The sequence below is a fragment of the Helicobacter sp. 12S02232-10 genome (genome assembly GCF_002272895.1).
GTDB lineage: Bacteria > Campylobacterota > Campylobacteria > Campylobacterales > Helicobacteraceae > Helicobacter_J.
Map to the genome: position 1 here is coordinate 1 of NZ_MLAQ01000015.1, position 23183 is coordinate 23183.

The 23183-nt window shown below is 31.3% G+C and carries 31 protein-coding genes; 11 read left to right on the top strand and 20 right to left on the bottom strand.

What is annotated here, in order from left to right; genetic code table 11:
• Positions 1-217: 217 nt before the first annotated feature.
• The 5 genes from bamE (at position 218) to BKH41_RS08825 (ending at position 2622) form a co-directional block, all read left to right on the top strand.
• On the top strand, positions 218-625 hold the full coding sequence (gene bamE / locus BKH41_RS08805) for an outer membrane protein assembly factor BamE (RefSeq protein ID WP_095299133.1): 408 nt from the start codon (positions 218-220) through the stop codon (positions 623-625).
• A gap of 10 nt (positions 626-635) precedes the next feature.
• Positions 636-1301, top strand: a complete 666-nt coding sequence (locus tag BKH41_RS08810) for a ParA family protein (RefSeq protein ID WP_095299135.1) — start codon at positions 636-638, stop codon at positions 1299-1301.
• 96 nt (positions 1302-1397) lie between these two features.
• A complete protein-coding gene (locus tag BKH41_RS08815) occupies positions 1398-1658 on the top strand; it encodes a hypothetical protein (protein ID WP_095299164.1) in 261 nt (86 codons plus the stop codon).
• A complete protein-coding gene (locus tag BKH41_RS08820; RefSeq protein ID WP_095299167.1) occupies positions 1655-2293 on the top strand; it encodes a hypothetical protein in 639 nt (212 codons plus the stop codon). The genes BKH41_RS08815 and BKH41_RS08820 overlap by 4 nt, the downstream gene beginning before the upstream one ends.
• Positions 2294-2382: 89 nt before the next feature.
• The gene (locus BKH41_RS08825; protein ID WP_095299172.1) at positions 2383-2622 is read left to right on the top strand and encodes a hypothetical protein; all 240 of its coding nucleotides are present in this window, start codon (positions 2383-2385) and stop codon (positions 2620-2622) included.
• A 43-nt stretch (positions 2623-2665) separates the two neighbouring features.
• On the opposite strand, the gene BKH41_RS08830 is transcribed toward BKH41_RS08825, so the two are convergent.
• The 9 genes from BKH41_RS08830 to BKH41_RS08875 form a co-directional block, all read right to left on the bottom strand.
• A complete protein-coding gene (locus BKH41_RS08830; protein WP_095299174.1) occupies positions 2666-2959 on the bottom strand; it encodes a hypothetical protein in 294 nt (97 codons plus the stop codon).
• Positions 2956-3597: a zeta toxin family protein gene (locus BKH41_RS08835; RefSeq protein ID WP_095299175.1), complete on the bottom strand. Its 642-nt coding sequence runs from the start codon at positions 3595-3597 to the stop codon at positions 2956-2958. The genes BKH41_RS08830 and BKH41_RS08835 overlap by 4 nt, the downstream gene beginning before the upstream one ends.
• Positions 3594-3875: a hypothetical protein gene (locus BKH41_RS08840; RefSeq protein ID WP_095299177.1), complete on the bottom strand. Its 282-nt coding sequence runs from the start codon at positions 3873-3875 to the stop codon at positions 3594-3596. The genes BKH41_RS08835 and BKH41_RS08840 overlap by 4 nt, the downstream gene beginning before the upstream one ends.
• 60 nt (positions 3876-3935) lie before the next feature.
• On the bottom strand, positions 3936-4271 hold the full coding sequence (locus BKH41_RS08845; RefSeq protein WP_095299179.1) for a hypothetical protein: 336 nt from the start codon (positions 4269-4271) through the stop codon (positions 3936-3938).
• Positions 4268-4630 carry a hypothetical protein gene (locus BKH41_RS08850; protein WP_095299181.1) on the bottom strand — a complete coding sequence of 121 codons (363 nt, stop codon included), beginning with the start codon at positions 4628-4630 and terminating at the stop codon, positions 4268-4270. The genes BKH41_RS08845 and BKH41_RS08850 overlap by 4 nt, the downstream gene beginning before the upstream one ends.
• Positions 4627-4890, bottom strand: a complete 264-nt coding sequence (locus BKH41_RS08855; protein ID WP_095299183.1) for a hypothetical protein — start codon at positions 4888-4890, stop codon at positions 4627-4629. The genes BKH41_RS08850 and BKH41_RS08855 overlap by 4 nt, the downstream gene beginning before the upstream one ends.
• A gap of 290 nt (positions 4891-5180) precedes the next feature.
• Entirely contained in the window at positions 5181-7418 is a 2238-nt protein-coding gene (locus tag BKH41_RS08865) for an autotransporter outer membrane beta-barrel domain-containing protein (protein WP_095299190.1), read from the bottom strand.
• 22 nt (positions 7419-7440) lie between these two features.
• The gene (locus BKH41_RS09865) at positions 7441-7611 is read right to left on the bottom strand and encodes a hypothetical protein (RefSeq protein ID WP_180762800.1); all 171 of its coding nucleotides are present in this window, start codon (positions 7609-7611) and stop codon (positions 7441-7443) included.
• Between the two features lie 143 nt (positions 7612-7754).
• Positions 7755-8183, bottom strand: a complete 429-nt coding sequence (locus tag BKH41_RS08875; protein WP_143428726.1) for a hypothetical protein — start codon at positions 8181-8183, stop codon at positions 7755-7757.
• A 776-nt stretch (positions 8184-8959) separates the two neighbouring features.
• On the opposite strand from BKH41_RS08875, the gene BKH41_RS08885 reads away from it, so the two are divergent.
• The 6 genes from BKH41_RS08885 to BKH41_RS08910 all read left to right on the top strand — a co-directional run bounded on the left by BKH41_RS08885 (position 8960) and on the right by BKH41_RS08910 (position 14845).
• Positions 8960-9352 (top strand): group III truncated hemoglobin, encoded by a 393-nt coding sequence (locus BKH41_RS08885; RefSeq protein WP_095299198.1) that lies wholly within the window; start codon positions 8960-8962, stop codon positions 9350-9352.
• A gap of 901 nt (positions 9353-10253) precedes the next feature.
• Complete coding sequence (locus BKH41_RS08895; protein ID WP_095299202.1) at positions 10254-11702, top strand: LLM class flavin-dependent oxidoreductase; 1449 nt, start codon at positions 10254-10256, stop codon at positions 11700-11702.
• Positions 11692-12648 carry an alpha-L-glutamate ligase gene (locus BKH41_RS08900; RefSeq protein WP_095299204.1) on the top strand — a complete coding sequence of 319 codons (957 nt, stop codon included), beginning with the start codon at positions 11692-11694 and terminating at the stop codon, positions 12646-12648. The genes BKH41_RS08895 and BKH41_RS08900 overlap by 11 nt, the downstream gene beginning before the upstream one ends.
• Positions 12645-13664, top strand: a complete 1020-nt coding sequence (locus tag BKH41_RS08905; RefSeq protein ID WP_095299206.1) for an LLM class flavin-dependent oxidoreductase — start codon at positions 12645-12647, stop codon at positions 13662-13664. Before BKH41_RS08900 ends, BKH41_RS08905 begins: the two co-directional genes overlap by 4 nt.
• A gap of 648 nt (positions 13665-14312) precedes the next feature.
• Positions 14313-14489 carry a hypothetical protein gene (locus BKH41_RS09870; RefSeq protein ID WP_180762801.1) on the top strand — a complete coding sequence of 59 codons (177 nt, stop codon included), beginning with the start codon at positions 14313-14315 and terminating at the stop codon, positions 14487-14489.
• A gap of 152 nt (positions 14490-14641) precedes the next feature.
• Positions 14642-14845, top strand: coding sequence for a hypothetical protein (locus BKH41_RS08910; protein ID WP_095299207.1), 204 nt, complete (start codon positions 14642-14644; stop codon positions 14843-14845).
• A gap of 28 nt (positions 14846-14873) precedes the next feature.
• Here the strand turns inward: BKH41_RS08910 and BKH41_RS08915 are convergent, their stop codons facing one another.
• The 11 genes from BKH41_RS08915 to BKH41_RS08960 all read right to left on the bottom strand — a co-directional run bounded on the left by BKH41_RS08915 (position 14874) and on the right by BKH41_RS08960 (position 22909).
• Entirely contained in the window at positions 14874-16727 is a 1854-nt protein-coding gene (locus BKH41_RS08915; RefSeq protein WP_095299208.1) for a hypothetical protein, read from the bottom strand.
• Complete coding sequence (locus BKH41_RS08920) at positions 16724-17425, bottom strand: Fic family protein (RefSeq protein WP_095299209.1); 702 nt, start codon at positions 17423-17425, stop codon at positions 16724-16726. The genes BKH41_RS08915 and BKH41_RS08920 overlap by 4 nt, the downstream gene beginning before the upstream one ends.
• On the bottom strand, positions 17422-18213 hold the full coding sequence (locus BKH41_RS08925; protein WP_095299210.1) for a hypothetical protein: 792 nt from the start codon (positions 18211-18213) through the stop codon (positions 17422-17424). Before BKH41_RS08925 ends, BKH41_RS08920 begins: the two co-directional genes overlap by 4 nt.
• Positions 18210-18563 (bottom strand): hypothetical protein, encoded by a 354-nt coding sequence (locus BKH41_RS08930; protein WP_095299211.1) that lies wholly within the window; start codon positions 18561-18563, stop codon positions 18210-18212. The genes BKH41_RS08925 and BKH41_RS08930 overlap by 4 nt, the downstream gene beginning before the upstream one ends.
• The gene (locus tag BKH41_RS08935) at positions 18556-18936 is read right to left on the bottom strand and encodes a hypothetical protein (protein WP_095299212.1); all 381 of its coding nucleotides are present in this window, start codon (positions 18934-18936) and stop codon (positions 18556-18558) included. Before BKH41_RS08935 ends, BKH41_RS08930 begins: the two co-directional genes overlap by 8 nt.
• Entirely contained in the window at positions 18936-20081 is a 1146-nt protein-coding gene (locus BKH41_RS08940; protein WP_095299213.1) for a TraM recognition domain-containing protein, read from the bottom strand. Before BKH41_RS08940 ends, BKH41_RS08935 begins: the two co-directional genes overlap by 1 nt.
• A 138-nt stretch (positions 20082-20219) precedes the next feature.
• Positions 20220-20693: a hypothetical protein gene (locus BKH41_RS08945; RefSeq protein ID WP_095299214.1), complete on the bottom strand. Its 474-nt coding sequence runs from the start codon at positions 20691-20693 to the stop codon at positions 20220-20222.
• Positions 20693-20824, bottom strand: a complete 132-nt coding sequence (locus BKH41_RS10165; protein ID WP_257875453.1) for a hypothetical protein — start codon at positions 20822-20824, stop codon at positions 20693-20695. Before BKH41_RS10165 ends, BKH41_RS08945 begins: the two co-directional genes overlap by 1 nt.
• Positions 20825-20844: 20 nt before the next feature.
• A complete protein-coding gene (locus BKH41_RS08950; protein ID WP_143428727.1) occupies positions 20845-21027 on the bottom strand; it encodes a hypothetical protein in 183 nt (60 codons plus the stop codon).
• A 527-nt stretch (positions 21028-21554) separates the two neighbouring features.
• On the bottom strand, positions 21555-22355 hold the full coding sequence (locus BKH41_RS08955) for a hypothetical protein (RefSeq protein WP_095299219.1): 801 nt from the start codon (positions 22353-22355) through the stop codon (positions 21555-21557).
• A gap of 356 nt (positions 22356-22711) precedes the next feature.
• Entirely contained in the window at positions 22712-22909 is a 198-nt protein-coding gene (locus BKH41_RS08960; protein ID WP_095299221.1) for a hypothetical protein, read from the bottom strand.
• Between the last annotated feature and the right edge of the window lie 274 nt (positions 22910-23183).

The following is a 23183-nucleotide window of genomic DNA, read 5'->3' on the forward strand; positions in this document are numbered from 1 at the left end:
GCCCCCCGAGCTTAAGCATACTCTAGAGATGGAGAATGAGAGGGGAGCGACTATGATTATAGCGTATGCATATATTTAGAGTATGCATACGGATAGTTTTGTGTTATTTAAATATAATTAACAATTACATTTAAATAACATTATAAATATATTTCAAATTAATTAATATTGTTAATTTAAATATGTTATGATTATTCATTTAAATTAAAGGATAAAAATGAGGACATTAACTTATCTGCTAATGGCAGGAATTTTATTTGCAGGTTGTGCAGTAACAGAATCAGGAAATATGGTTTTAAAAGAAAAAACTAAAGAAGAGGTTCAAAAAACAATTGTTAAAGGAAAAACAACTAAAGATCAAATTTTCAAAATTTATGGAGAACCAACTTTAAAAGATTTGTTGAGCAATGGAGGTGAAAAATGGTTTTATCAATATGTAACCACTTCCGACAACCCAGAAAACCATATTCCAATTTTTAATTTATTTAATAATTCAATTGATGGAGAAGAAAAGGATTTAGTGATTTTATTTAATAATAAGGGCATTGTTCAAAATTATGATGTGAGTTTTAAAAAGATTGAAGCCAAAGGTGGCGTTCAAGGAATGACTTACGAAAAAAAATAAAGGCTCAGCTATGACAATTACATTTTCACACCCCAAAGGAGGCGTAGGTAAATCTACAATCTGCTTGAATTACCTAACCTATCTCCAAGAGCAAAAGATTGAATTTATAGCTCTAGATCTTGATGGTCAGCATACAATCAGCAATGCCAATAAAATAAGAAGTATTGAAGGAATGCAAACTTTTGAAATTGAAACTTTTAAAAATATCAGCGATATGAAAGACTTTTTAAATGCCAGTCAGAATAAAAATATTGTCATTGACAGCGGGGGTTTTGATTCAGCTTTTAATCGAATAGCTATTTCAATGAGCGATATTATTATTACACCCTCAAGCGATGCTCCTTTTGACATAATGCGACTGCTTGATTTTGACAAAATGATTGAAGATATGGAAAAAGAACTCCAAAAGTTTGACGCAACACATAAAATAAATGCACATCTATTGTTGAATCGAATCAATCCCAATGTTAAAAATTTTTCTCCAATTCTGGAACAATTGAGCAATACCAAGCATTTTAAATTTATGAATTCCATTATCAGAGACAGAACTTTATACAAATACTCTCCCTCATCAGGAAAAAGCGTTTTTGAATCCAAAAGCAAAGATTCTTCTGATATTTCTGCAAAAAAAGAAATGAGAGCGATGTGCGAAGAGATAGAAAGTTTTAAACAATAAATCTAATTTAGACTATTATTGTTATTGTAAATTACTTAATATTGTTAATTTAAATATATTATAATTATAAATATAAATCAAACTCAAGGATAAAGAATGAGCAGCAAAAGATTGAATCCTCAAGCTTTAGATGCTATCACAAGCAAAGCGGAAGTAGTTGAAACAGGAGCGATACAGACTATCGGAAGAAATGAAAGATCCAGATTTAGAGAAAGAAAAACCTATCGAAGTTTTTCTTTGAGCTTAGCTGAAGAAGATTATATTAAGTTCAACAATTATCTTGATAAGAATAACATCGCTTCAGGATCTGCTTTTATCAGAGAATTATTAAGAGAAAAAGGTGTGTTTGAGGGATGAAAAAATTAATCTTTGGAATTTGTATTATCGGGGTTGGGATTTTATGTTTTTATATTTGGTATCCCAGTGATAAGCCATTTAAATTATCTGATAATTTTAAAAAAGAAATACCCGAAGCCAAAAAGGTTTCTGACTACCTGAAAAAAGACTATCCCAACGGGGTTGCATTTGCTTATTTTGGTGACAGAGGACTTGAAATGTATTACAGCCCTCAACAGAAAGGAGAAGAAACCACATCATTGATGATTACAGATGTCTATGTCAAAACGACTTCTGGAAAAAAAATACTTCTTCCTGAAGGAACTCCTATATATGGAAAATTAGGGTTACCTTATCAGAAAAAAAATCCTGATTATTCAATTTATATGAAAGGCTCTTATAGTGAAGAAGAAGAATACAATTATTTTGTAAAAATCAATTGGGATAAAATATGGATGTTCGTTGAGGGTAAAGGGTATTGCAATGTGCCGATAAAAGCCCATACAATGAATGCCGGATATTATAATTCGATTGAAGATTTAAACAATGGTGCAGTTGCAGAACCTTTGACTTTTGAAGGGGTGAGTGTAACGAATCAATTAATTTATATTGTTTTTGATGCCCTCTTAAAATTACAATGTTTGGAATTGGATTAAAGGAATCAAGATGAAAATAATAAAAGAATTATTAACGCATTGAACGGCTTGAAAGCTTTATTTAATTGAGAAAATAGAAAGAAGCAAGAATGACAAAAGCACAAAATCTTGCAAATGAATTAATTGCAAGATATGATAATCTACCAATAGAAGAGTTAAAAGAGTGTTTTAATAAAAAAACTCTTTTTGATTTTGCTGTCGAGGAAATTGACAAAAAAATAATGGTTGCTTTTTTAGTGATGAATGATTTGACTGAAGAGCTAGATCTGACGTATGGGGAGCTGGAATATACAAAACGTTGCTTAAAAGATTGCAAGGCAGAGCGATAAAAGAATTTAACGATTACAATTGGAATCAAATTAACATAATCTCTTATTCTAACATTTTCCTTTTTTGAGTAAGCAAAAAAACCATTTGAGAATATTCCAAAGCCTTTCTCTTTTCTATTTCAATAAGTTTTTCAATTGCTGCATTTTGTTTTTCTAAAGCTTCTTTACTTTGTTTAATAGAAGCCTGCAAACTATCTGTATTTTTTCTTTGAGGGATAAGCATATCGTTGGTGATATAATCTCTGAAACTGGCAAAACCTTGCATAATATCAACAGTGCAAAAACAGGCAAAGCCAAAGCTTGCAAAGACACATAAAAGCAATAAAATCTTTTTCATCTGTTTTTTCTGACAAAAGATTGTTGTTTAGCCTTTAATTTCTCTTCAATAAATGTGTCTTTTATTAATTCTTGGGCAAATCTAGGGAGTTCTTTTGCCAAATAGATTTCTTGATTTCTGATGTCAAGCACCCGTTTAGCAGTTTCATAATTTTTGGAATTGTCATAAATAACAATATTATCAAATTTAGGAGCAATGATTTTAAAAGTGTCGGTTACATCTTTAAGATTGTTTTTAATAGTGTCAGCATCCACAAAGTGTAATCCTTTAGTTACTCTGTCATTTATACGACTTTCAGAGGCTTCAATCGGATTTTCCGCACCAATATAAAACAATGAAGTGCTAAAGCCGTAATTCTTTGCCCTTTGAAGCAGTTTTTCTACTGATTGAGGTGTTTGGATAATGCGTTCCATCACAAAGCTTTGATGATTTTGAAAATAACCTTGTCGTAATATATCTAATTCTCTTGAAGCTTCAATAATCTCTTCTTGGGTGTATTGCCTGTAAGCACCAAATTTTTGTTTATAAAACATATCAAGATCGATAAAAGGAATTTTTAAATCTTTTTGAAGATTAGAGCCAAACGTAGATTTGCCTACGCCGTTTGTGCCTGTAAGGATAATCAGATAAGGCTTCAATAGTCTCTCCCTTTGACTAAATCAACTTTAGCATATTCTTCGGGGGTTAATTCCCTTAAGATTTCATTTTTCATTGATTTGCTGTCAGGTTTGATGAGATAGCACTTCCCATCAGGTTTGTTTAATATACACTTATCAGATATTGCTTCATCATAATAAATAGCGTCATACCCTTCTTTGAGTAATTGCAGTCTTGGATTGGTTCTTTCTGCAGCTTCAAGAATTTCATCATAAGTATATTGTCTGACAGGCTGTGTATTTTTCATTGCAAGATTCATTTTTATTCCTTTGTATAAAAGTTTCTTTTATTCTTGTAGATTATAGCATATTGATTTGTTTTACTTGCTTATGCTTGATTGAGTATCATTGCTAACACCTAAAAGTTTTTGATAACGTTCGAATTCAAACTCAATTTTTTGTTCTTTGATTGCATTTTCTTTGGTTAAATTTTCAATATTTTGCAAATACTGCTGTTTTTGTTCAGATTGATTTTTAATGGTTTCGCTGATTTTTTTAATTAATTCCCAGCTCGCATCCACTATATCCAATTGTGCTTCCGCCTGTGTTTCTATTATTTCCAGCTGACTAGGTCCTCCATCTTCTATTGAAGAGGAGCAAATAAAAGCATTCAGAACGCTGACAAAAACAATCATCCACAATACTATTTTTTTCATCTTAAAATCTCCTCAAGCTCTTTATTTATTTGAAAATTTAAGCTTTCAGCTTTATTGTCAATCAGCACACTTTCAAGCTTATTGATCATTTTTGTGTTAAAAAATATCTTTTGAGCATTGATCGCATTGTGTGATTCTAAATTCTGTATATTTAAAAGATGTCTTAATGCGTCTTGATTGTATTTTTTAGAATTTTCCATATTAGTTTTTACCAATAGGGTAATATTTGATAAAACCTTATCAGAAGCCCTATAAATTGATTTTGAGTTTGAAGCTGTTTTCTTCATAATCCCATTATCAATGCAATTTCCAAAACAAATCGATATTCCTAATATAAAAATTACTAATATTTTTTTCATTTTTCTCCCTCCAAAATCAATTCTATTTGCTGATTAATATTTATCAATCTTATTTCCCTGTCCAATTCAAAAACTACGCCCAAAATATCGAGCAAATAATTTCCTCCCAAATTTTCTAAATTAATTATTTTTTGAGTTTGATTCTCATATGCTCTTTGTTCTGCTTTAACAATATTATCAACGCTAGAAATATTATTGCAACTCTCACAATCTGCATAACAAGAATATAAAAAAATCATCAATAAGAATACTTTCAACATTATTTCTTACGCCTTTTTTCTCTGATTTTTTTGATAAACATAATAAAAATCAAATACCCAAAAACATCATATTGATACCCATCGCGAGTAAGAGAGTAAAAAAATTTATAATATAAAAGCATTGAAACTGAATAAGTAAGCAAAAAATTTATTCCATCAAAAAGAAAATAGGCAAATGCAAAAAGAATAAAAGATGCCCTAGACAGCAATAAAGGCTTAATGCCTAATTTTAATCTAAACTGATTTTTATATAAAACGTCGTGTATATTTATTTTTTCTTGATTCATCATTCAAAATACCCACTTAACCCCTAAGTTACCCATTGCACCAAAATCAATCTGATTGCTCACATCAACAATTGCAGACAAATTCAAACTCAAATTTTCTCTAAGATTGAGCGTGCCTGTATAACCTATACGAAACCACTCTCGAGCTAAATTTAAATCATAATCAATATAAGTATCCGAACCGCTAAAGGCAATTGCTCTAGATGTCATTGTGTTTGTAACGTTATATTTAGCTAAAAATTGAATATTGTGCGAAGTTTGTTTTGTATTTATAATATATTCAGCACCGATACCTAACCCTAAAATATTATTTTGAGCTTTTTGAATATCAAAAAGACTTGTTTTTTGTCGAGGCATCGAAACAAGTGTATAACTCAATAATGCCAAAGGCTTTATTCTCTGATTGTAAGCAATATTTATGCGATATTTATAGTAAAAATTTACATCAAAAGAAGTATTATTATCTTTATAAGTCTGATCAACAATCCCTATAACAGGGTTATTAATATTAATATTATCTTCCCCATTATTCAGCATCCAAGTCTCAGAAACAGCTCCTTGAAATTCATTCTTAAAAATAGAATATTGAAAATAGCCCCCAAAAGTAAAAGAATTTGTTTTTTCTTTGAGAAAATCCTGTTGATAATGCCCATAACCATAATTAAAAATTCCTCCGATAATCAAAGAAGATTCATCATTTAAATTAAAACTCCTATCATAACCGATACTGACATTTCCCAAAGCTAAATTATTATCGTTAGTTCCTCGATAATAAGCACCTCCGATATTTGTCCAAAGAGTATTTCCACGAATTTGCCTCATAGCCCTTATAAGCTGCTCTAAGCTTATATCACTAACCTTGTCTTGAAGCAAAATCGAATACGAAAATCTACTCAAAAGCAAGGAATTAATCCTATTTTGAATTTGCTCATTTGTATATTGAGAAATCCTTAAAGGAACGGTTACAGAATTACTGATTGCTGCGGATAAAGTCCTATCTGTTTGATCTACAATACGATTTAAAATTGAATAATCAAGAACATTCTGACCCTCTTGATTTAATGTCCCCAATGCCTGCATAATTCCAGCTTCAATGGCTATATTTTGAAAATTATTTGCCTCAATCATCGAAGATAAGATTTTATCTCCATTTTTATTATTATTTCTAACCTCATTCATTACCCGCAAGATATCTTGTTGCCCATAATCAAAAACTATGTGTCCAACTTTATCTATATTCTTTTTATTCATTTGCACCACAAGCCCATTGATTGCATTCTCAAAAGCGTTATTTGAAAGATCTGGAGAAAACTCTTTAGCGGGCGATTGGAAAATTAAATTCAAATCATTTCCGCTTACTTTTGCACGTGCAAAAAAATCAGAGTAAGAAATTCCATCCACCACAAAGCTATTTAAAATATTTTTATCCTTATCTGTTCGATTGTCGATAATCCCGCTAGCTAGCAAATAAGGAGTGTTATAAGTAAGATTGCTAGATAGAAGTTGTTTTTTAGTCATATCAAAATTAACTAACACATCTGTATTCGAATTTAAGGCAATAGTTCCATTTGCAACCCTTAAATAAGAAGCTTTTGGATTGAAATTCCACCTGTCAAAATTTAAATTGTTAAACTCTAAAAAAGATTCTTTAGAAATATCCAGATTGATATTTCCATCTATATTGCTAACTCCATTAAGAACTAATTTTGAAGTGTTAATATTACCCCCATCATTTTTAATTGTATTGCCTCCATTCAGAATGATTTCTGTTGCATTGATGGTAGCATTTGCTACATTTTGAATTATCCAAATATTTGAAGCATTAGCACTCAAATTCAAATTTTCAGTTTGAATAAAAGCTTTAGCTCCATTATTTAAAATAGCGATTCCATTGGAATTTTCCGATCCAACAAATAAAGTTTTTCCTCCTGTTACAGCAATCGTTCCTAAATTTTCAATTCCGATTCCGCTACCACTCCCTGCAATAATCAGATCGGAATTATTGTCATTTTGAATTTCCCCCTGATTATAAATACCAGATGCAATTGTTCCGGAAGCATCTATAACAGAAGCAAAGATTTTCTTATCGACAGAATTTAAAATCCCGTAAGAATTTACCCCGCTACCGCTAATAGCAATAATCTTTTCTGATTTTAAGACATCTACGCCATTTTGCCCGACTATGAAGCCGAAAATCCCACTACCGCCTCCCAAAGTATAAATATTTTTCAAAACAAGCATTTTATTATTTAATGCATTCCCACTAGAATCTGTATAGTTGGAATGAATATCTTTCTAATTTTTGAGTCAAGGCATCTGTTATAGGTCCGCCCTTATCTTCAATGCCGACTATCCTCATTACCCAAGAAGGACCTGAAACAATCAATTTATACATTGCGTAAGCCGAACCGATAGAACCAATGATCTGAAGCAATGTCTTTACAATTCCTAAAATAATCCCCGTAATGAATTCATTATTCAGTTGATTTAATAATTTGAATTGGATAATGGAAAAATTTATAAAAATATCGTTTATCAAAGAATAGATAAAAAGGGATAGAAAAATAAATAGAACTATTAAAACAGGTTGCAAAAAATAGTTATGCCCGTGACTAAAAATTCTGCTATTTTATGCGTATTTCTTGTTGTAAGAGAGAATACAACCACAAATGGGCTGATGTAGTAATATTTTGCCAGCTGTAAAATATAATAAACAAAAACTAAAGCACCAATGACTGTTGTAATTATTAAAGGCACATATTCTAATAATTTTTCATAAATGAAAACTGTCGCAGCAAACGACACAACAGGTCCTCCAATATTTGCAACCTTTGAAAATGCCCCTAACCCTAATGTATTCAATGCAACAGAGGCAATCCCATCTTTAAAATTCAACATATCTGAAAAAAATTTATACAAACTACCCGCTCCAGGTAGAATAAAATATGCAGAATATCCCAATGCATCCCCAAGCATTTCTCCGGCTCTTACACATCCTTCTTGCATAATTGCAGTTTTAGAAATGTTTGAAGAAAATATGAGGAGTTGGAATGGTTAAAATTGACAGAGTTAAATCTATAATCAGTCTTTTAGAAAAAATTCTATTAGCATTCATAATAGCGTTATTTGGAATGATCTCATATATCGTGATTAATATTTACAAGTTAACTTATTTTCAAATCGGAATTACGATAATTGGAATTTTGATAACTCTTGTGATATTATTTTTTTTAATCAGAGTCTATTTTAAAAAACTCAAAGAATTGGAGGATTTGTAAGATGGTAATTTTTGCAGGCATCTTCGTTGTCATAGCGTTTGGAGTTTTAGGCTGGATGTTAGTTTCTCAACTTGGAAAACTTTAAAAGCCATTTAGAGGACTTGTAAGATGATTGTATTCCCGATAATCAGGATTTTATTATTATTTGGCACTCTTGTTTATATTACTAAAAAAATCGAAAACGCTTAAAGAATTAATAACTGATCAAAAAAACACTTATTATTGTTCTTTTTCCGTATTACTAAACATATATTAATGATTTTATTAAATATTAATCATATATGGATAAATCAAGAAAATATATAGCTTAGATTATTTATTTTTAGTGAATATATACTTATATAAAAAGCCAAAGACTATTATAAAGAAAATAGTAAGTTAAATATATAGTATTAAATATGGATAATCAAGATAAATTCATTGAAAACTGTTCGGTAACTTGATAATATTAGCTTTTTTTATTATAATTTTTGTTTAAATATTTATAATTTAAAGGAATTAACGATGAAATATAAGCAAATCAATACAGAGTCCATTGATAAATTGATGGATATTTTTTATGCAAAAATCCGAATTGATAACACTGGCTTAGGAGCTTTATTTAATTCACGTGTCGGCGTAAGCGATGAGGAATGGAAAGCACATAAAATAAAAATTGCTAACTTTTGGTATGGAATGCTTTTGGGCACAGGAGATTATAAAGGGCAACCGATGAAAGTTCATATTGACCTTCCACCTTTTCCACGTAACTTTTTTACACGATGGTTAGAGCTTTTTGACGCAAGTTTAGAATCTATTTTCGAACCTGACCCAAAAATGCAGATCATGAAAAGAGCAGAAATGATTGCCCAAAGATTTCAATTTATGATTTTTGATAGTGGGCACACAGATTGTTAAGTAAATTAGTACTGCTCCCTTAAACATGGCTTTTTCAGCCATCAAATTTTCTAGTTTTAGGCGGATTTGTTTAGTTTTTAAAGCAAAGAATCCCATTTGAATTTTGAAAGCTATCGCCTTTATTACTAGCTTCGTGCGTCTGCGTTTTTATAAAACGTTCACACTCTAGACGACCCGCTTAAAAGAGCTAATAACGTTTCTTTAGAAGTTTAATTTTAGGATTAATTGCCATATTGATTAATTTAATAAGCTAGTTTTATTTTGATTTAATTAATTTTCTTATTGTAACTAGTGCAATAATTTTAGATATCATCATAGTTGTGATAACAACTAGAGTATATTTTAAAAAACTCAAAAGAAAAATTAGAAGATTTTTAACTGTGTTTGGTGCTTTTGTGGCAATTTTATCTTTTTTTGGTATAGTTTTATATATCATTAAAAAAATTGCAAACGCCTAAAGACTCATACCAAAATCTTTGTTTTTAAGGTATTTCTGATTATGAATAAATTCGCGACTTTTAAGTCTTACGAAAGGAGTAGTTATGACAACGATAGTTTTTAATGACATATTTTTAAATTCTCATTCTTCTGCTATATGTTGTTGCTAATTTTTACTTCTAAGCATCTTGTTTCTTTTTTTTATCAATTAAAATGAAAACTAAATAAAACGCTTAGAAGTCTATACAACAATTAAACCCAAGCTAAAACTGATTCAAATCAAAAGGAGAATCAATGACACAAAACACTTATGCCGTGCAAAATGGATCTAAAAACAATCAAAGCGCGTTAAACGCACCGATTTATCAAACTAGTGCGTATAAGCGTAGGACTTGAATCTAGCGAGGATTTAATAGCAGATTTAAAACGAGCTTTAGATAGTTAATAGTTAAAGGAAAAGTTAATGAAACAAATAAGTTTCAATGCCTTTGAAATGAATTGTATATCGCATTTAAGCCCAGGACTTTGGCGATACCCAAATGATGAGGCATTAAAATATAAGGATATAGAGTATTGGCAAAACATTTCAAAAATCGCAGAAGAGGGACTTTTTGATGCCATTTTTATAGCAGATGTGCTAGGCGTGTATGAACAATATGTAAATAATGATAAAGGTGCATTAAAGACGGCTTTACAGGTGCCTGTAAATGACCCATTACAGCTAGCTATAATCGGTGCGTCTGTGACTAAACACTTAGGCTTTGGCATATCCGCTGGTGTGCCCTTTGAGCATCCCTTTCCTTTTGCTAGACGCTTATCTACACTAGATCATCTAACAAAGGGGCGCGTAGGTTGGAATATTGTAACGGGATATTTACCTTCGGCAAATCGCAATATGGGTATGAAAGAGCTCCCACATGATGAGCGATATGATCAAGCAGATGAATATTTAGTAGTGTTATACAAGCTTTTAGAGGGTAGTTGGGAGGATGATGCGGTGGTGCTAAATAGGGTAAATGGTGATTTTGCAAATCCATCTAAAATCCATCACATAGGGCATTTTGGTAAGTATTACTCTGTACCGGGAATTCATTTATGCGAGCCTAGCATTCAACGCACTCCTGTTTTATTTCAAGCAGGAAACTCACCTCGCGGTATAGCTTTTAGCGCTAAACACGCAGAAGCAGTCTTTATCGCCCCGCCTACAAAAGAGTATGCAAAAATTGCAGTAAAGCAAATCCGCAATGAAGTAACAAAAATAGGACGAAGTCAAGATTCTATAAAAATCTATATCCTAGCGACAATTATCACCGATGAAAACGACAAATTAGCAGAGGCTAAATATAACGACTTGCTTACGTATTCAAGTGCAGAGGGAGCGTTAGTTATCAATTCTGGCTGGTTGGGTGTGGATTTAAGTAAATTTAAACTTGATGAGCCACTAACTAACATTAAATCAAATGCGATTCAAGCACAACTAGAAGCGCTAAAATACTCAAAACTAGAATCTGGTAAGGTATGGACACTAAGGGATTTAATTAAATTTAGCGGCATAGGCTGCCAAGGGCTTAAATTTATAGGGGGGGCTAAAAAAGTGGCTGATGAGGTAATTGATTTAATAGATTCTAGTGGAGCGAATGGATTTAATTTAGCTTATGCAACGACTCCTGGGACTATACAAGATGTTATACGATTTATCGTGCCAGAGCTTCAAAAAAGAGGACGATATAAGCAGGCATATAAAGAAGGTAGTTTAAGAAATAAACTTTTTGGCAAGGGCAATAGGCTAGATTCTACTCATATAGGTGCAAAATATCGCGTAGGAGGAGAGTTAAGCACTATAGATGATACCAATGGTACAAATCGCAATGTAATTAACCCACAAGAAAAGGAGCTTACATATGTCATCTAGTATTTATATAATCCATGAAAATAAAGAATGGATCCCTCCATTTGATAGGGCGTTTAAAAAAGCTGGGATTACTTATAAAGAAATGTATTTAGATGCTGGGTTTATAGGTCTAGATTCACTTCCACCAGATGGTGTATTTTGGTCTAGGCTTTCTGCTTCATCACATACTCGAAATCATGCATTTAGCAAGGAATTTGGACGAGCAGTTTTAGCATGGCTAGAAACTAATAATCGTATAGTGGTCAATGGCTCGAATGTCTTAGAGCTAGAAGTTAGTAAAGTTTTACAAAATCTAGCATTAAAAAAGACTGGGATTAAAACGCCTAAAACGATTGCGTGTTTTGGTAAAGATTCACTAAAAGCAAATGCCAAAAATATGAATCTCCCCTTTATCACAAAGCATAATCAAGGCGGCAAAGGGCTAGGTGTTAGAAAGTTTGAATCCATAGCAGAATTTAACGCCTATGTAGATTCTGCTAGATTTGAAGAATCTGCTGATAGCATTACACTTTTACAAGAGTTTATAGAAACAAAAGCACCCTTTATCACCAGGGCGGAGTTTATCGGTGGAGAGTTTTTTTACGCCGTTCGCGTTGATACAAGCGATGAATCTTTTGAGCTTTGTCCTGCAGAGGCGTGCAAAATAGATTCAAAAGCAAAGCAAAATCTAGCAGCCGCGACGTGTGATATAAGTGCATCGCATAAATTTTCACTTTGCTTAGACATTACAAAAGATACGCCCATCATCAAAATCCTAATGCGATTTTTAAAAGAAAACAACATAAAAATCGCTGGTGTGGAGTTTTTTGTTACAAAAAGCGATGAAGTTGTCGTATATGACATTAACACAAACACAAACTATAACCCAACAATTGAATCTAGCCTAAATTCAAACGCGGCGGATGCAGTTGTAGCGTATTTAAATAATTTAAAGAAGGTAAAATGAAATTTGCTTATTGGACACCTGTATTTGGTAGTTGGCTTAGAAATGTGGATAATGACCCTGTGCCTGTGGATTGGGATTATATAAAAAATTTAGCATTAGAAGCAGAGGCTGGTGGATTCACACTTACGCTTGTGCCAGAGCTATATCTAAATGACATTAAAGGTCAAGTTGCACCAGCACTTGATGCGTGGGCGGTGGCAAACGCACTAGCCGCGATAACTTCTAAAATCGAAATCCTCGCAGCACTCCGCCCGCAGTATCACAAACTTGCTATAACTGCTAAAAAAATCACCACTATCGCGCATATCTCTAAAAATAGATTCTCGGTAAATCTAGTTTCTGCATGGTGGCAAGAGGAGGCACGGCAGTATGGGATAGACTTTGATGGACATGATGATAGATATGGATTAATGCAAGAATATACAGAAGTTTTGCGGAAGTTTTGGAGTGAAAGTCCTGTAAATCATAAGGGCAAATTTTTTGAATTTAGTGAATCTTATAATGAGCCCAAGCCACAAACTATGCCTCTGATTTACGCAGGAGGGGAAAGTGAAAAAGGAAGAGAGTCTATTGCTCAATTTGCGGATATTTATTTAATGCACGGCGGAAGTATAGAAGAAGTGCGTGAAAAAATAGCAGATATGAAAGAACGGCGAAAAAGGCTAGGGAGGACACCACTTAAAGCATTCGGTATGGCAGCGTATGTCATCTTACGCAATACGGAGGAGGAAGCACAAGCGGAATTAAAACGCATCACAAATATAAAAAATGAAGTGAATTATAAAAACTCATATAGCGACTTTACGAGTAATAGTGAGCTTGATGTAGAAATTAGCAAACGAGATTATTCGGTTAGTAATCGCGGGCTTAGACCAAATTTAATCGGCACGGCAGAAACAATTGCTGCGACATTAAGGGAGTATGAAAAAGCTGGACTTAATCTAGTGATTATCCAAACTGCGGATATGAAAAACGAATTACGCAAAATCGCAAAGGAACTAATACCGATTTTGTAAATCCGCATTGTCTAAGGCGGATTTGTCCAATTAATTTGAGTGCTAGATTTACATTTCTTTGTCTCGCTATTTTCTAAATTCACATTCTTTTAAGAGAAAAATTGATTAATGAATTTGTATTCAAATGGCTCTCTTGGCATAACCTCAATTAAATCATACCAAAATCTAATCGATTTAAAGCATCAAACACTCTTACAGCTCGAATATTCTTAATTAAAATATATAATAAATATTATTTTATATTATTATAATATAATAAATAAAAATTTATCTTAAATAAACAATCAGTGATCAAAAATTACTTCTAATTTTATTCTTTTACAAAATATGGCGATTTTCAATTATTCATTAAAAGCGATAAAGTAGGAAATAAATATCTGGCAAAAGGTGGGCTTTATATTGAAGTTGATGTCGAAACAAAAAGACTTAAATTTAGTGATGGCAAAGATTATGTTGTCAGATTTGCCTTTAAAGACCGAGTAATCACAGAGAAAGAGTTTTATAGAATCGCTAGGGAAACATCCGCGGTCAATCCGATCAAATATATTACTCTAGGATCCGCAAGCATACCTTTAAGTAATTATGAAGATTTATTATGATAAATAGTATCTAAAATATTGAAGAAAGAAAAATCTATTGAGGGTTGGAATGGCTAAGATTGACAGAGTTAAATCCATAATCGGGTTGCTTGAAAAGTTTATTATTACCTGTATTGTGGGTATATTTGGTATTATCGGTTTTTTATTTTTAAATTTTCAAAAACTTGAAATGATAAAACTTGTTATTATAATCGCTGGTATTGTGTTATTAATTATTGTGCTATAATGATTTTTTTAAGGGTATATTTTAAAAAACTCAAAGAATTGGAGGATTTGTAAGATGATTATATTCCCAATAATCGGAATTTTATTATTATTTGGCACTCTAGTCTATATTGCAAAAAAACTCGAAAACGCTTAAAGATTTTAAATAGCCTGATGAAAAAAACACTTATCGCCGTTCTTTTATCCTCTGTATTACTGAATGCAAGTACAGACACGCCCATATTGCTCCAACAAGTGTCTTTGGCGTTTGAGGAAATTAAGCAATTTAACGAAGATGTGAAAGTTGCTATGGAGAATCTCGATCAAATTAAAACCCTCAATAAAACTCTTGATTCTATCGATATAAAATTTATTTGAATTTCGTTAAATATAATCTTTTCTGCCATCATTGCCTCCTTTGTTTATTTTCTTTTAGCATCTCTTTGACTTTTGATTGTCTTGTCACTGCTTCATCACCCAATTTGGAATTCTTATTTAATTCCGCTTTGATTTCCTGAAAAATACCGTTCGTTAGCTCTTTATAGTCTTTTTGTAAATTATCTACGTTCTCCTGAAGCTCTTTATTTTTAGATTTTAAATCTTCCAATAGTTCTTTTAATTCCCCAAGTGATTTATTTAATAAAGCATTTTCATTATAAAGTCCTTTATTTTGAACCACTAAATTTTCGTTTAATAATTTAATATGTTCAAGCATTTCTTCTTGTTTTTTTGAATTTTCCTTTTCTTTGCTCAAATCTGACTTAATCTGTTTATTTTCAGCAAAAAGATCTCTATTTTCACTGGAAATATTATCCAATTTTGATTCTAAAGCCTTAAAGGAATTTTTATTTTGCTCAACTTGATCTTTAAGAGAATTAATTTCCATTTCCTGTCTCGCAATCAATTCATCAGACTGTAAAAGCGACTCTTCAAATTCTTCTTTTTCTTCTTTATGAACCTGTTGCAAATCGTGAATAGCAATTTTGGTTTGTGCTTGCAAATCATCAATTATTTTTTCGCTCTCTTCTTTTAGCAAACGAAGTTCATTTTCTTTATTAGTGATGGTAGAGCGTAAGTTGTAAAGTGAATCTTCTCGTTTTGAAATCTCTATGTCCTTAAGTCTCAAAGCCTCTTGAAAATCCTCAATTTTTTCACTTAAATTTCTGATTTCACGTTCTTTAAGCTCTACTTCTTGAAGATCTTTTCCCAAATAGACACTAGCCATATTAACAGCGTGTTCTTCTCGATATTTTTGCTTTAGTATGTTAAATGCTTCTAAAATACCCATTCCATCTCTAATTTTTAAACAAAGTTCCTGATAAATCGCAAAAGCCATTTCACGTGCATTTGTCAAACGCAACCTTATTTTTTCAAGTTCTTTTGCCTCATAATCACTCAAAGTCGTATCAATAGAATCCATCATTTTGATAATTGTCGTTCCTTCCTTAAGAAGTTCGTTATCAGTTGAATCAAGAGGCAATGACTGACGGTTTTGTTGATTTTCTTTTTTTATCTCATTTTTTGCAATCTCTGAAATCTCTATCTGTTTGAAACTTTCTTGTTTTTGTTCCTGAAATTTTTGATTTCTAAATTTTGCAATTTCTAAAATTTCATTACTGTTTGCTTTCAAGTCTTTTTCATCACTGCCTGTATTATAGGTATAGACAAATTCAGTGTTTGGAATTGCAATATCTTTTAAAATTCCAGAAACAATAAAATTGTTATCTTTAGATACTTTAAAATTATCTTTCAATGTAATAACAGGTTTTGCCTTGACAATAGCAATGCGGTCTTCTTCAGGAACAATTCCTCTGCGATTATAGATAATGATTAATTTATCGTCTTCTATGCGTCTGAAATCTACAAAAGAACGAGTCGTTAAATTCAAAAATTTTTGTATAATTTCTTGTTTTTGTTCTTCACTTTCCATACTCAAATCAATTTCAAGTTTCATATAGTCATTTGTATCAAGCGGAGGCAAGTTTCTAGGTTTCATCGCTGATCGAAGTAAAAATTGAAACTGACCGATATTTTTATTAATAGCCCTTTCAAAACCGCTAAAGCAATCGCTTATTATGCTATGAAGCTGATCTAAATTATCAACATTCCAATTATAATCAAGCCTATAGTTCTTGCAATAAGTCTTATAATCCTCTAAACTACCTGTCCAATATTCTTCAAATGTCTTAATCGGCACTTGATATAAATTCGTTATGTGAATTTCGCTCAGATCTGCTTTGGAGTGTTGAAGTTTAATCATCTTTGTTTCCTTTTAATTACATTTTGTTTCTTGAAACTCATCATTCTTTCTTTTTCATTTTCTTGTAAATCTTTTGCAAGATCAATAAAATCTGCTATATCCAAATTCTGCAAGATTGAAATATACCTGTCTTTTTGATCTATGGGAATAACTATGGGCAAAATGCTTTGTTCCAAACAAGAATAAATCATCAAAAGCCTGCCAACCCTTCCATTCCCATCAGAAAAAGGGTGGATACGCTCAAAATGAATATGGCTCTCTAAAATAGCTTTTAGTTTTTCATCTTCATTGGTCGCATTGTCAAATTTAAAATAAAGATTCTTACACCATTCATAGATTGCCACAGGGGTTTGATAAGGCTGGGTGGTTTCAAACTCTGCTCCCACGATCATATTTTGAGTTTTTTTAAACTGCCCTTTATTGTAAAGAAGATTTTCCATAACGATGCCGTGAAATTCACAAATCAATTTTTGTTCCAAAGGTTTTTTATCTTGGAGGCATTGCATCAAAAATGGCATTAATACTTTATAATTCCTGACTTCATAGAATTCTCTTTCATTCATTGCTTGGGGAATGTAATTATTTAAAATGATTGAAGCAGTTTGAGCTTGCGTGAGTTTATTTCCTTCAATTGCAGTGCTATGGTGTGCCATACGAATACAAAGGTCTAAAATATAATCGTCATTAAATAATGTCATCTTTGTTTCCTTTTCTTAAAATAGGCTTCTTTAAGTTCTTCTGTAGGCATACTCTTAATTTTTCTAATTTGTTCAATTTTGCTTTCTTTACCAGAAGAAAAATGAGCTGTTTTGTCAAGATTTAACAATATCTCTCTAAAGCTTTTTGCTCTTTCTGATATGCCCTTAAAAAGCTCTTTTGTTTGTCTTTCTTTCTCTTGTTGTCGTTGTTGTATTTGCTCTCGTTCTTGGATATATCGCTCATCTTGTGCCAACCGATCACTTAAAATTTGTCTTCTGGGCAAAAACTTGCTTTCCAATTCAAAATAAGCAGGCTTTGTGCCTTTACTTATAGCTGACTCCAATGAATCTTCATAATTATGCTTAACTAAAATTTCAGCGATAATTTTTTCAGCCTTAGGTGCATCATTTCCAACAAACTGGATATGAGGAGAATTAATTTCTCTATCTTGCAAATGAATTTCTACAACGCCCTCAATCTTTCTTTCTTTTAAAGCATTTCGAATTTCAGTCTTTAAAGAATCAATAGCCTTACGCTCAAATTCTATTTTTCTTGCCCAAATATTTGCCGTCTGTGTAACTCCATTTTGTTCTAAATAACTTAAAATATTTTCTCTTGCTTCTTTTGCACCCGTATAAATTTTTTCCGGATCATTTCTTTTTTCAACTACACTCATCAATGCACGCGAAAAAAGATTCTCAACTTGAGGGTCATTAAAACTTAAAATTGCTTCTTTAGCTTCTCTTAAAAAACTATCAGAATTTGATCCTCTAGCTGCTTGGATCATTTAGTTACCCTTAATTTTTGAGTTTTTGGCTTTTGTTTGGGAGTATTGGAAATTGAATTTTTTTCTACAAGTTCCTTTTCAAATATATTTAATATTTCTTTATAGTTCTCATTCTTAAGTGATTCTTGTTTAATTTGATCTGTCAATTTCTTAAATTGATTCTCAGGTAAAATTCTCTTAATAATGTCTGCAATAACTGCAATTGAAGCTCTAGAAGAAAGCATATCGTTAGAATCTGGAAAAATATTTAATTCTTTTCCTGCATTTGGTTGATCTCTTAAAGTTTTTTTATTTTTATATAACTCTCTATGTAAAAGCTTTAAATTAGGAGTTGCTTTAAATTTAGGCATTAATATTTCCTTTGATTGAGATAAGCAAAGCCACAATAGCAAAAAGAAAAATATTAAAATATTTTTGAATATTTTTCTTTTTGGGAGCTGATAATTCTCGGAGGGATTGCAAAATATCCTCTTTCATTCTTTGCTCTCGTTCTTTTGAATCATCTTCTATCAAATGATTTACATATTCATAATATAAATCTTGATCTTGAATTTTAATATTTTGAGGTTGTTTGACATTTGCTTTGGATTCTAATTTCGAAATTTGATCTTTTATTTTTACTATATGTGCTGCAATCAATTCTAAATCATCTTGGAGCGAAACAATAACTTTTCCAATATCTTCAAAATTTTTAAATTCTATGTTTGTATCTTGTTCAACCATTACACCGCCCTCTTATTTTTAAATTCGTTCATTATTTTAAAAAAATCTTTTTTAGACAAATATTCACTTATGGGTAAAGGTTTAGTAACTTGATTGCCTTCATAAGTAATCTTCTTGCCACTTTCTAAAAGAGAAGATTCTGCTTGAGCAATAGCCTTATACATTTGTCCATCGCTAAGAACTATCATCTCCCCATTATTCATTTTGACAATATCGCTATGTTCAAATGCCGGAATTTCTTTTGAAGAAAAATTTTGTTCCGGACCAATTTGACCCTTAGCATAATCCCTTCTTTCGCTATAGCTTTTTTCCATCACAACTTTTTTAAGAGCGAAGTCCTGATAATATTTAGTCGCCTCCGGATCAGTATTCTTCATTAAAATGTGAGTGCCTATCACACTTGCAATTTCTTGTCTTTCAGCAGATTGACCGCTCAAAAGCTTACCAACAACATCAAGCTGAGCAAATGATTGAAAAATTAACCACATTGCAATTCCAAGAGCGCGGGATTTACTCATTAATCTACCAAAACCATCACAAATATAACTTCCCACTTCATCGGCTAAAACTACGAAAGGAATATCAGGCTCTTTTGCCTTTCTGGCTTTTTCATCAGCAACACCCTTAATTAACCCCAAAATTAATCTTCCAAGTTCTTTTGGAGTCGTATCGCTCGCCATAGTCGGTAACGTTACAAATAAAATTTTATTTCTTTGAACAGCTTCCCACATTGAAATATCAGGAGTTTGAGTATTAAATACTCTACCATAATCAGATTTTAAATTTGTAATAATACCACGCCACGCCTGTGCTGCCATTGAAGCGTCATATACCCCCTGCAAATCAGTATTTTCAGCCTGTTTTAAAGCTTTTTGATCAAATTCTGCAGATCTGTCCGATAAAAAAACTTTATAATCAATGGCTATACTACTTGAAACATATTGAATAAAATCTACAATTGCATTTGATTTATAAGCACAATCCCTATAATCCAACGCCTCTCTGACAAGTTTTGATAAAGTCATATATTCTTTTTGTTTTGCTTTCCATTCATTTTCCTCACCCTCCAATAAAGCAATTAAAATCTCATACAATACCAATACACCACCACTTAATAACGGATTAATAGTGTGTGTATGATCCATATCCAAAAAATTTATATGAACAAAATCATCTTCTCTCCCATAAGCACAAGATAGTCCAAAAATTTCTTTGGCAAATTCAGCCGTTCCCTTTCCATAAATAACTAACGCACCCCCCCCCCACCTAAAATCAAAATTTGTTCAACTAAACCTTTTCATCAAAACTGATTTTCCAGCCCCAATAGTAGCTAAAATAGCTCCGTGTCTTTTAATTTTTTCAGCGTCAAGCAAAAGCAAACGAATTTTATTTTCTCTAAAACCACTTTTTACAGCATCTCCATAAAATTTTCGCACCTCATAACCAAGATTTAGCATATATTTTTTATCAGGAATATTCTTAATCAATCCATCATTTTCTTCTTTAGGTCGTTTTCCAACAAATAGACCCAAAGCAAGAAATGCTGAAAAGAGAATCATTGTAAAGTAAATTAAAACACTCATCAAATTAGAATTAAAATAAACAAAAATAGAACTAGCAATTTCTATGAAACCGAATAAATAGCTTAACAATTTCAAAAATTCATCACTCATTAGCAAATCAAACAAACCTTCACGTTCAAGAGCATAGCTAAGTTCTTGAACTTCTTTATGGATAGAAAGTTCTCTTTGCTTCATTAAAAATCCTCATCTTCTTCTTGAATTTTTTCAGACAATTCAGACATTGGAATTCTATTTTTAAATTCTAGATAAGAATAAAAAAGAACTGCACCTTTTCTCTTTACACTATTTAAATCAATATTATCCAAAGCTCCTATTAATTGTTTTTCTATATCTCTTTAGCCAACACGGCTAAATTCCCTATTCCAATATTAATATCTTGAGTATATATTTCCCAAAGATCCAATAAAAAATATTCTGCACAATGATCATTTTGAATTAGCACTTCATCAAATTTAACAGAAAGTTCCTTATCTTTAATAATTCTTTTAAGACGCTCAAAAATCATCAATATTTTCAATCCTTGTAATCTTCAAATTTTCATACTCAAGAAAAAAATTACCGCTTAAAAATATGGCATCATTACTATACTTATGATACCAAACTTTTTCAAGTGCATTAATTTCTACATCAATTCTTTTAGGCTTAATATGCTTTCGTGGAGCAAAAAATTCAATTACCTGTCGAGAAGCAACTAAACTCCAATAATTCTATTGTATCGCCTGAATTTCCAAATGATGCAGGAGAAAGCATTTTACTCGAATAGCAGAGGTAAAAAATAAAAAAATGGTATAGCTAAAAGAAAAAATATTGACGATTTAGGGACATCAGGCAAAAAAATAAAAATCATCCAGACACTAAAAAATACCAATTGTGGCAATTAAATTTACAACCTCTCGGTGAGATCGTTTGCGATTAACGAACCAAAATATTAAAATAAAGCAAGTCGCAAATACTGTAAATGGTATTAATTTATCCTATATTAAAAACAAATTGCTTTATTATACCATCATATATGAAACATTATTTCATATTATTTCATACAAAAGGCAAAACCTGTTGTTGAATTCCTGATTTATGGAGTTTAAGATTTTCAATTTCAATTTTTAATCTTTCAATTTCAAGTTCTTTTGCACGATTCTCTTCTCTCAAAATCTCCAATCTTAATCGTTCTGAGTTATTTTCAATAATTTTATTATCAGAAACATCTATCTTTGAATCACTATCTGCTTCAAACTCTTCACTACTCTCTCTTTCTTTAATTAAAGCTTGTTCGACCATTACATTATCGTTTTCATATTTTTCCAATGCTAAGACTTGAATATCTTTAGCATTAGGCAGCCCTTCATATTGAGTAACCGTTTTAATATCTTTGCTTGCTTTATAATTGACAAAATCATAATCAAAAGTAAATTGCTGACGCTGACGCTCAATCGTATTCCATTCACCTTGTCCAAACAAATAAGGATTTAAATGATATTGATACCCCCCCTTAAGTTTTTGTCGCTGAAAAATTTTTTTATTGACCAACTCCGAAATACAATTATTAATCACTTGACGGGTAGTATTTAACTCATTTGCTAATCGACTTCTAAAAACAGAATCTAAAACTACTTCATTTGTTCCATAGGTAACTTTATTTGCCAAAATCATCGCCAAAATTTCCTGAGTTTTTTTTCTTAAATCCACAACCATAGAAAAATTTTCAACATAAACAAGCATAAATTTTTCTCTACGCTTTGACTTTAAAAGAACTGATTGCTCCTCAATTTTTACTTCACCTGTAATAGGATCAAGAAAAGTATTCTTCTTCTCTAAAACACGAACAGATTCATTCATTCAATTTCTCCAAATCTAAAATATTGCGTATAATAACAAAATCAAGTTATGATTAAGAAAAAAATAAGTAAAAATCATAACAAAATCAAATTATTGTCAAATCTTAAAAAAAATTAAATTTCAAAGTAATTTTCACTTAAAATCAGCTTAATAATAACTGCACAGGTTATCACTCGTAACTGCACAGGTTATCACTCGTAACTGCACAGGTTATCATTAAGAAATTACAGAATAACGTAAATAACGATATTTTTAAAGGTTTTCAAAGACAAAGTTCTTTTATTGTTCTTTATCAAACCAATTTTTCAAAAGAATCTGTAAAATTCTTTAATATTTTAATATCTATCTTTTGTTTTTTAAATTTCTTGTTTTTGATAGTTTAAATCAATTTCTAAGGCTTTTAATTTTTCAGTAGTTTCTTTTATCTCTTTTTCTTTTAGATTTAAAATTTTAGCCATTTCTGTTAATTCTAGAGCTATTTTTTGATTTTCTGCGATTAAAATTCTTTCTTGAACTTTAAATCTTTTGAAGTCATCTTGGTTTTGAAATAACATTAAAAATATTGTTATTTAATAAAACTATGTCTAACATACTCCCTCCCACTCTAAATTTAACTAAATATAATTTATATTCATAATCATAACATATTTAAATTAATAATATTAATTAATTTGAAATATATTTATAATGTTATTTAAATGTAATTAACAATTATATTTAAATAATATAAAGCTATCCATATGCATACTCTAAATATATGCATACGCTATAATCATAGTCGCTCCCCTCTCATTCTCCATCTCTAGAGTATGCTTAAACTCGGGGGGC

Excerpts from the sequence above, each read along its gene's own strand:
- BKH41_RS08955 (WP_095299219.1), bottom strand. The coding sequence starts at position 22,355 with ATGAATGAATCTGTTCGTGTTTTAGAGAAGAAGAATACTTTTCTTGAT.
- BKH41_RS08850 (WP_095299181.1), bottom strand. The coding sequence starts at position 4,630 with ATGAAAAAAATATTAGTAATTTTTATATTAGGAATATCGATTTGTTTT.
- BKH41_RS08915 (WP_095299208.1), bottom strand. The coding sequence starts at position 16,727 with ATGATTAAACTTCAACACTCCAAAGCAGATCTGAGCGAAATTCACATA.
- BKH41_RS08875 (WP_143428726.1), bottom strand. The coding sequence starts at position 8,183 with ATGCAAGAAGGATGTGTAAGAGCCGGAGAAATGCTTGGGGATGCATTG.
- BKH41_RS08910 (WP_095299207.1), top strand. The coding sequence starts at position 14,642 with ATGAAAAAAACACTTATCGCCGTTCTTTTATCCTCTGTATTACTGAAT.
- BKH41_RS09870 (WP_180762801.1), top strand. The coding sequence starts at position 14,313 with ATGGCTAAGATTGACAGAGTTAAATCCATAATCGGGTTGCTTGAAAAG.
- BKH41_RS08920 (WP_095299209.1), bottom strand. The coding sequence starts at position 17,425 with ATGACATTATTTAATGACGATTATATTTTAGACCTTTGTATTCGTATG.
- bamE (WP_095299133.1), top strand. The coding sequence starts at position 218 with ATGAGGACATTAACTTATCTGCTAATGGCAGGAATTTTATTTGCAGGT.
- BKH41_RS08905 (WP_095299206.1), top strand. The coding sequence starts at position 12,645 with ATGAAATTTGCTTATTGGACACCTGTATTTGGTAGTTGGCTTAGAAAT.
- BKH41_RS08945 (WP_095299214.1), bottom strand. The coding sequence starts at position 20,693 with ATGAAGCAAAGAGAACTTTCTATCCATAAAGAAGTTCAAGAACTTAGC.
- BKH41_RS08925 (WP_095299210.1), bottom strand. The coding sequence starts at position 18,213 with ATGATCCAAGCAGCTAGAGGATCAAATTCTGATAGTTTTTTAAGAGAA.
- BKH41_RS08865 (WP_095299190.1), bottom strand. The coding sequence starts at position 7,418 with ATGCTTGTTTTGAAAAATATTTATACTTTGGGAGGCGGTAGTGGGATT.
- BKH41_RS08845 (WP_095299179.1), bottom strand. The coding sequence starts at position 4,271 with ATGAAAAAAATAGTATTGTGGATGATTGTTTTTGTCAGCGTTCTGAAT.
- BKH41_RS08940 (WP_095299213.1), bottom strand. The coding sequence starts at position 20,081 with ATGGATCATACACACACTATTAATCCGTTATTAAGTGGTGGTGTATTG.
- BKH41_RS08885 (WP_095299198.1), top strand. The coding sequence starts at position 8,960 with ATGAAATATAAGCAAATCAATACAGAGTCCATTGATAAATTGATGGAT.
- BKH41_RS08935 (WP_095299212.1), bottom strand. The coding sequence starts at position 18,936 with ATGGTTGAACAAGATACAAACATAGAATTTAAAAATTTTGAAGATATT.
- BKH41_RS08930 (WP_095299211.1), bottom strand. The coding sequence starts at position 18,563 with ATGCCTAAATTTAAAGCAACTCCTAATTTAAAGCTTTTACATAGAGAG.
- BKH41_RS08825 (WP_095299172.1), top strand. The coding sequence starts at position 2,383 with ATGACAAAAGCACAAAATCTTGCAAATGAATTAATTGCAAGATATGAT.
- BKH41_RS08820 (WP_095299167.1), top strand. The coding sequence starts at position 1,655 with ATGAAAAAATTAATCTTTGGAATTTGTATTATCGGGGTTGGGATTTTA.
- BKH41_RS08830 (WP_095299174.1), bottom strand. The coding sequence starts at position 2,959 with ATGAAAAAGATTTTATTGCTTTTATGTGTCTTTGCAAGCTTTGGCTTT.
- BKH41_RS08840 (WP_095299177.1), bottom strand. The coding sequence starts at position 3,875 with ATGAATCTTGCAATGAAAAATACACAGCCTGTCAGACAATATACTTAT.
- BKH41_RS08900 (WP_095299204.1), top strand. The coding sequence starts at position 11,692 with ATGTCATCTAGTATTTATATAATCCATGAAAATAAAGAATGGATCCCT.
- BKH41_RS08960 (WP_095299221.1), bottom strand. The coding sequence starts at position 22,909 with ATGTTATTTCAAAACCAAGATGACTTCAAAAGATTTAAAGTTCAAGAA.
- BKH41_RS08895 (WP_095299202.1), top strand. The coding sequence starts at position 10,254 with ATGAAACAAATAAGTTTCAATGCCTTTGAAATGAATTGTATATCGCAT.
- BKH41_RS08815 (WP_095299164.1), top strand. The coding sequence starts at position 1,398 with ATGAGCAGCAAAAGATTGAATCCTCAAGCTTTAGATGCTATCACAAGC.
- BKH41_RS08855 (WP_095299183.1), bottom strand. The coding sequence starts at position 4,890 with ATGTTGAAAGTATTCTTATTGATGATTTTTTTATATTCTTGTTATGCA.
- BKH41_RS08810 (WP_095299135.1), top strand. The coding sequence starts at position 636 with ATGACAATTACATTTTCACACCCCAAAGGAGGCGTAGGTAAATCTACA.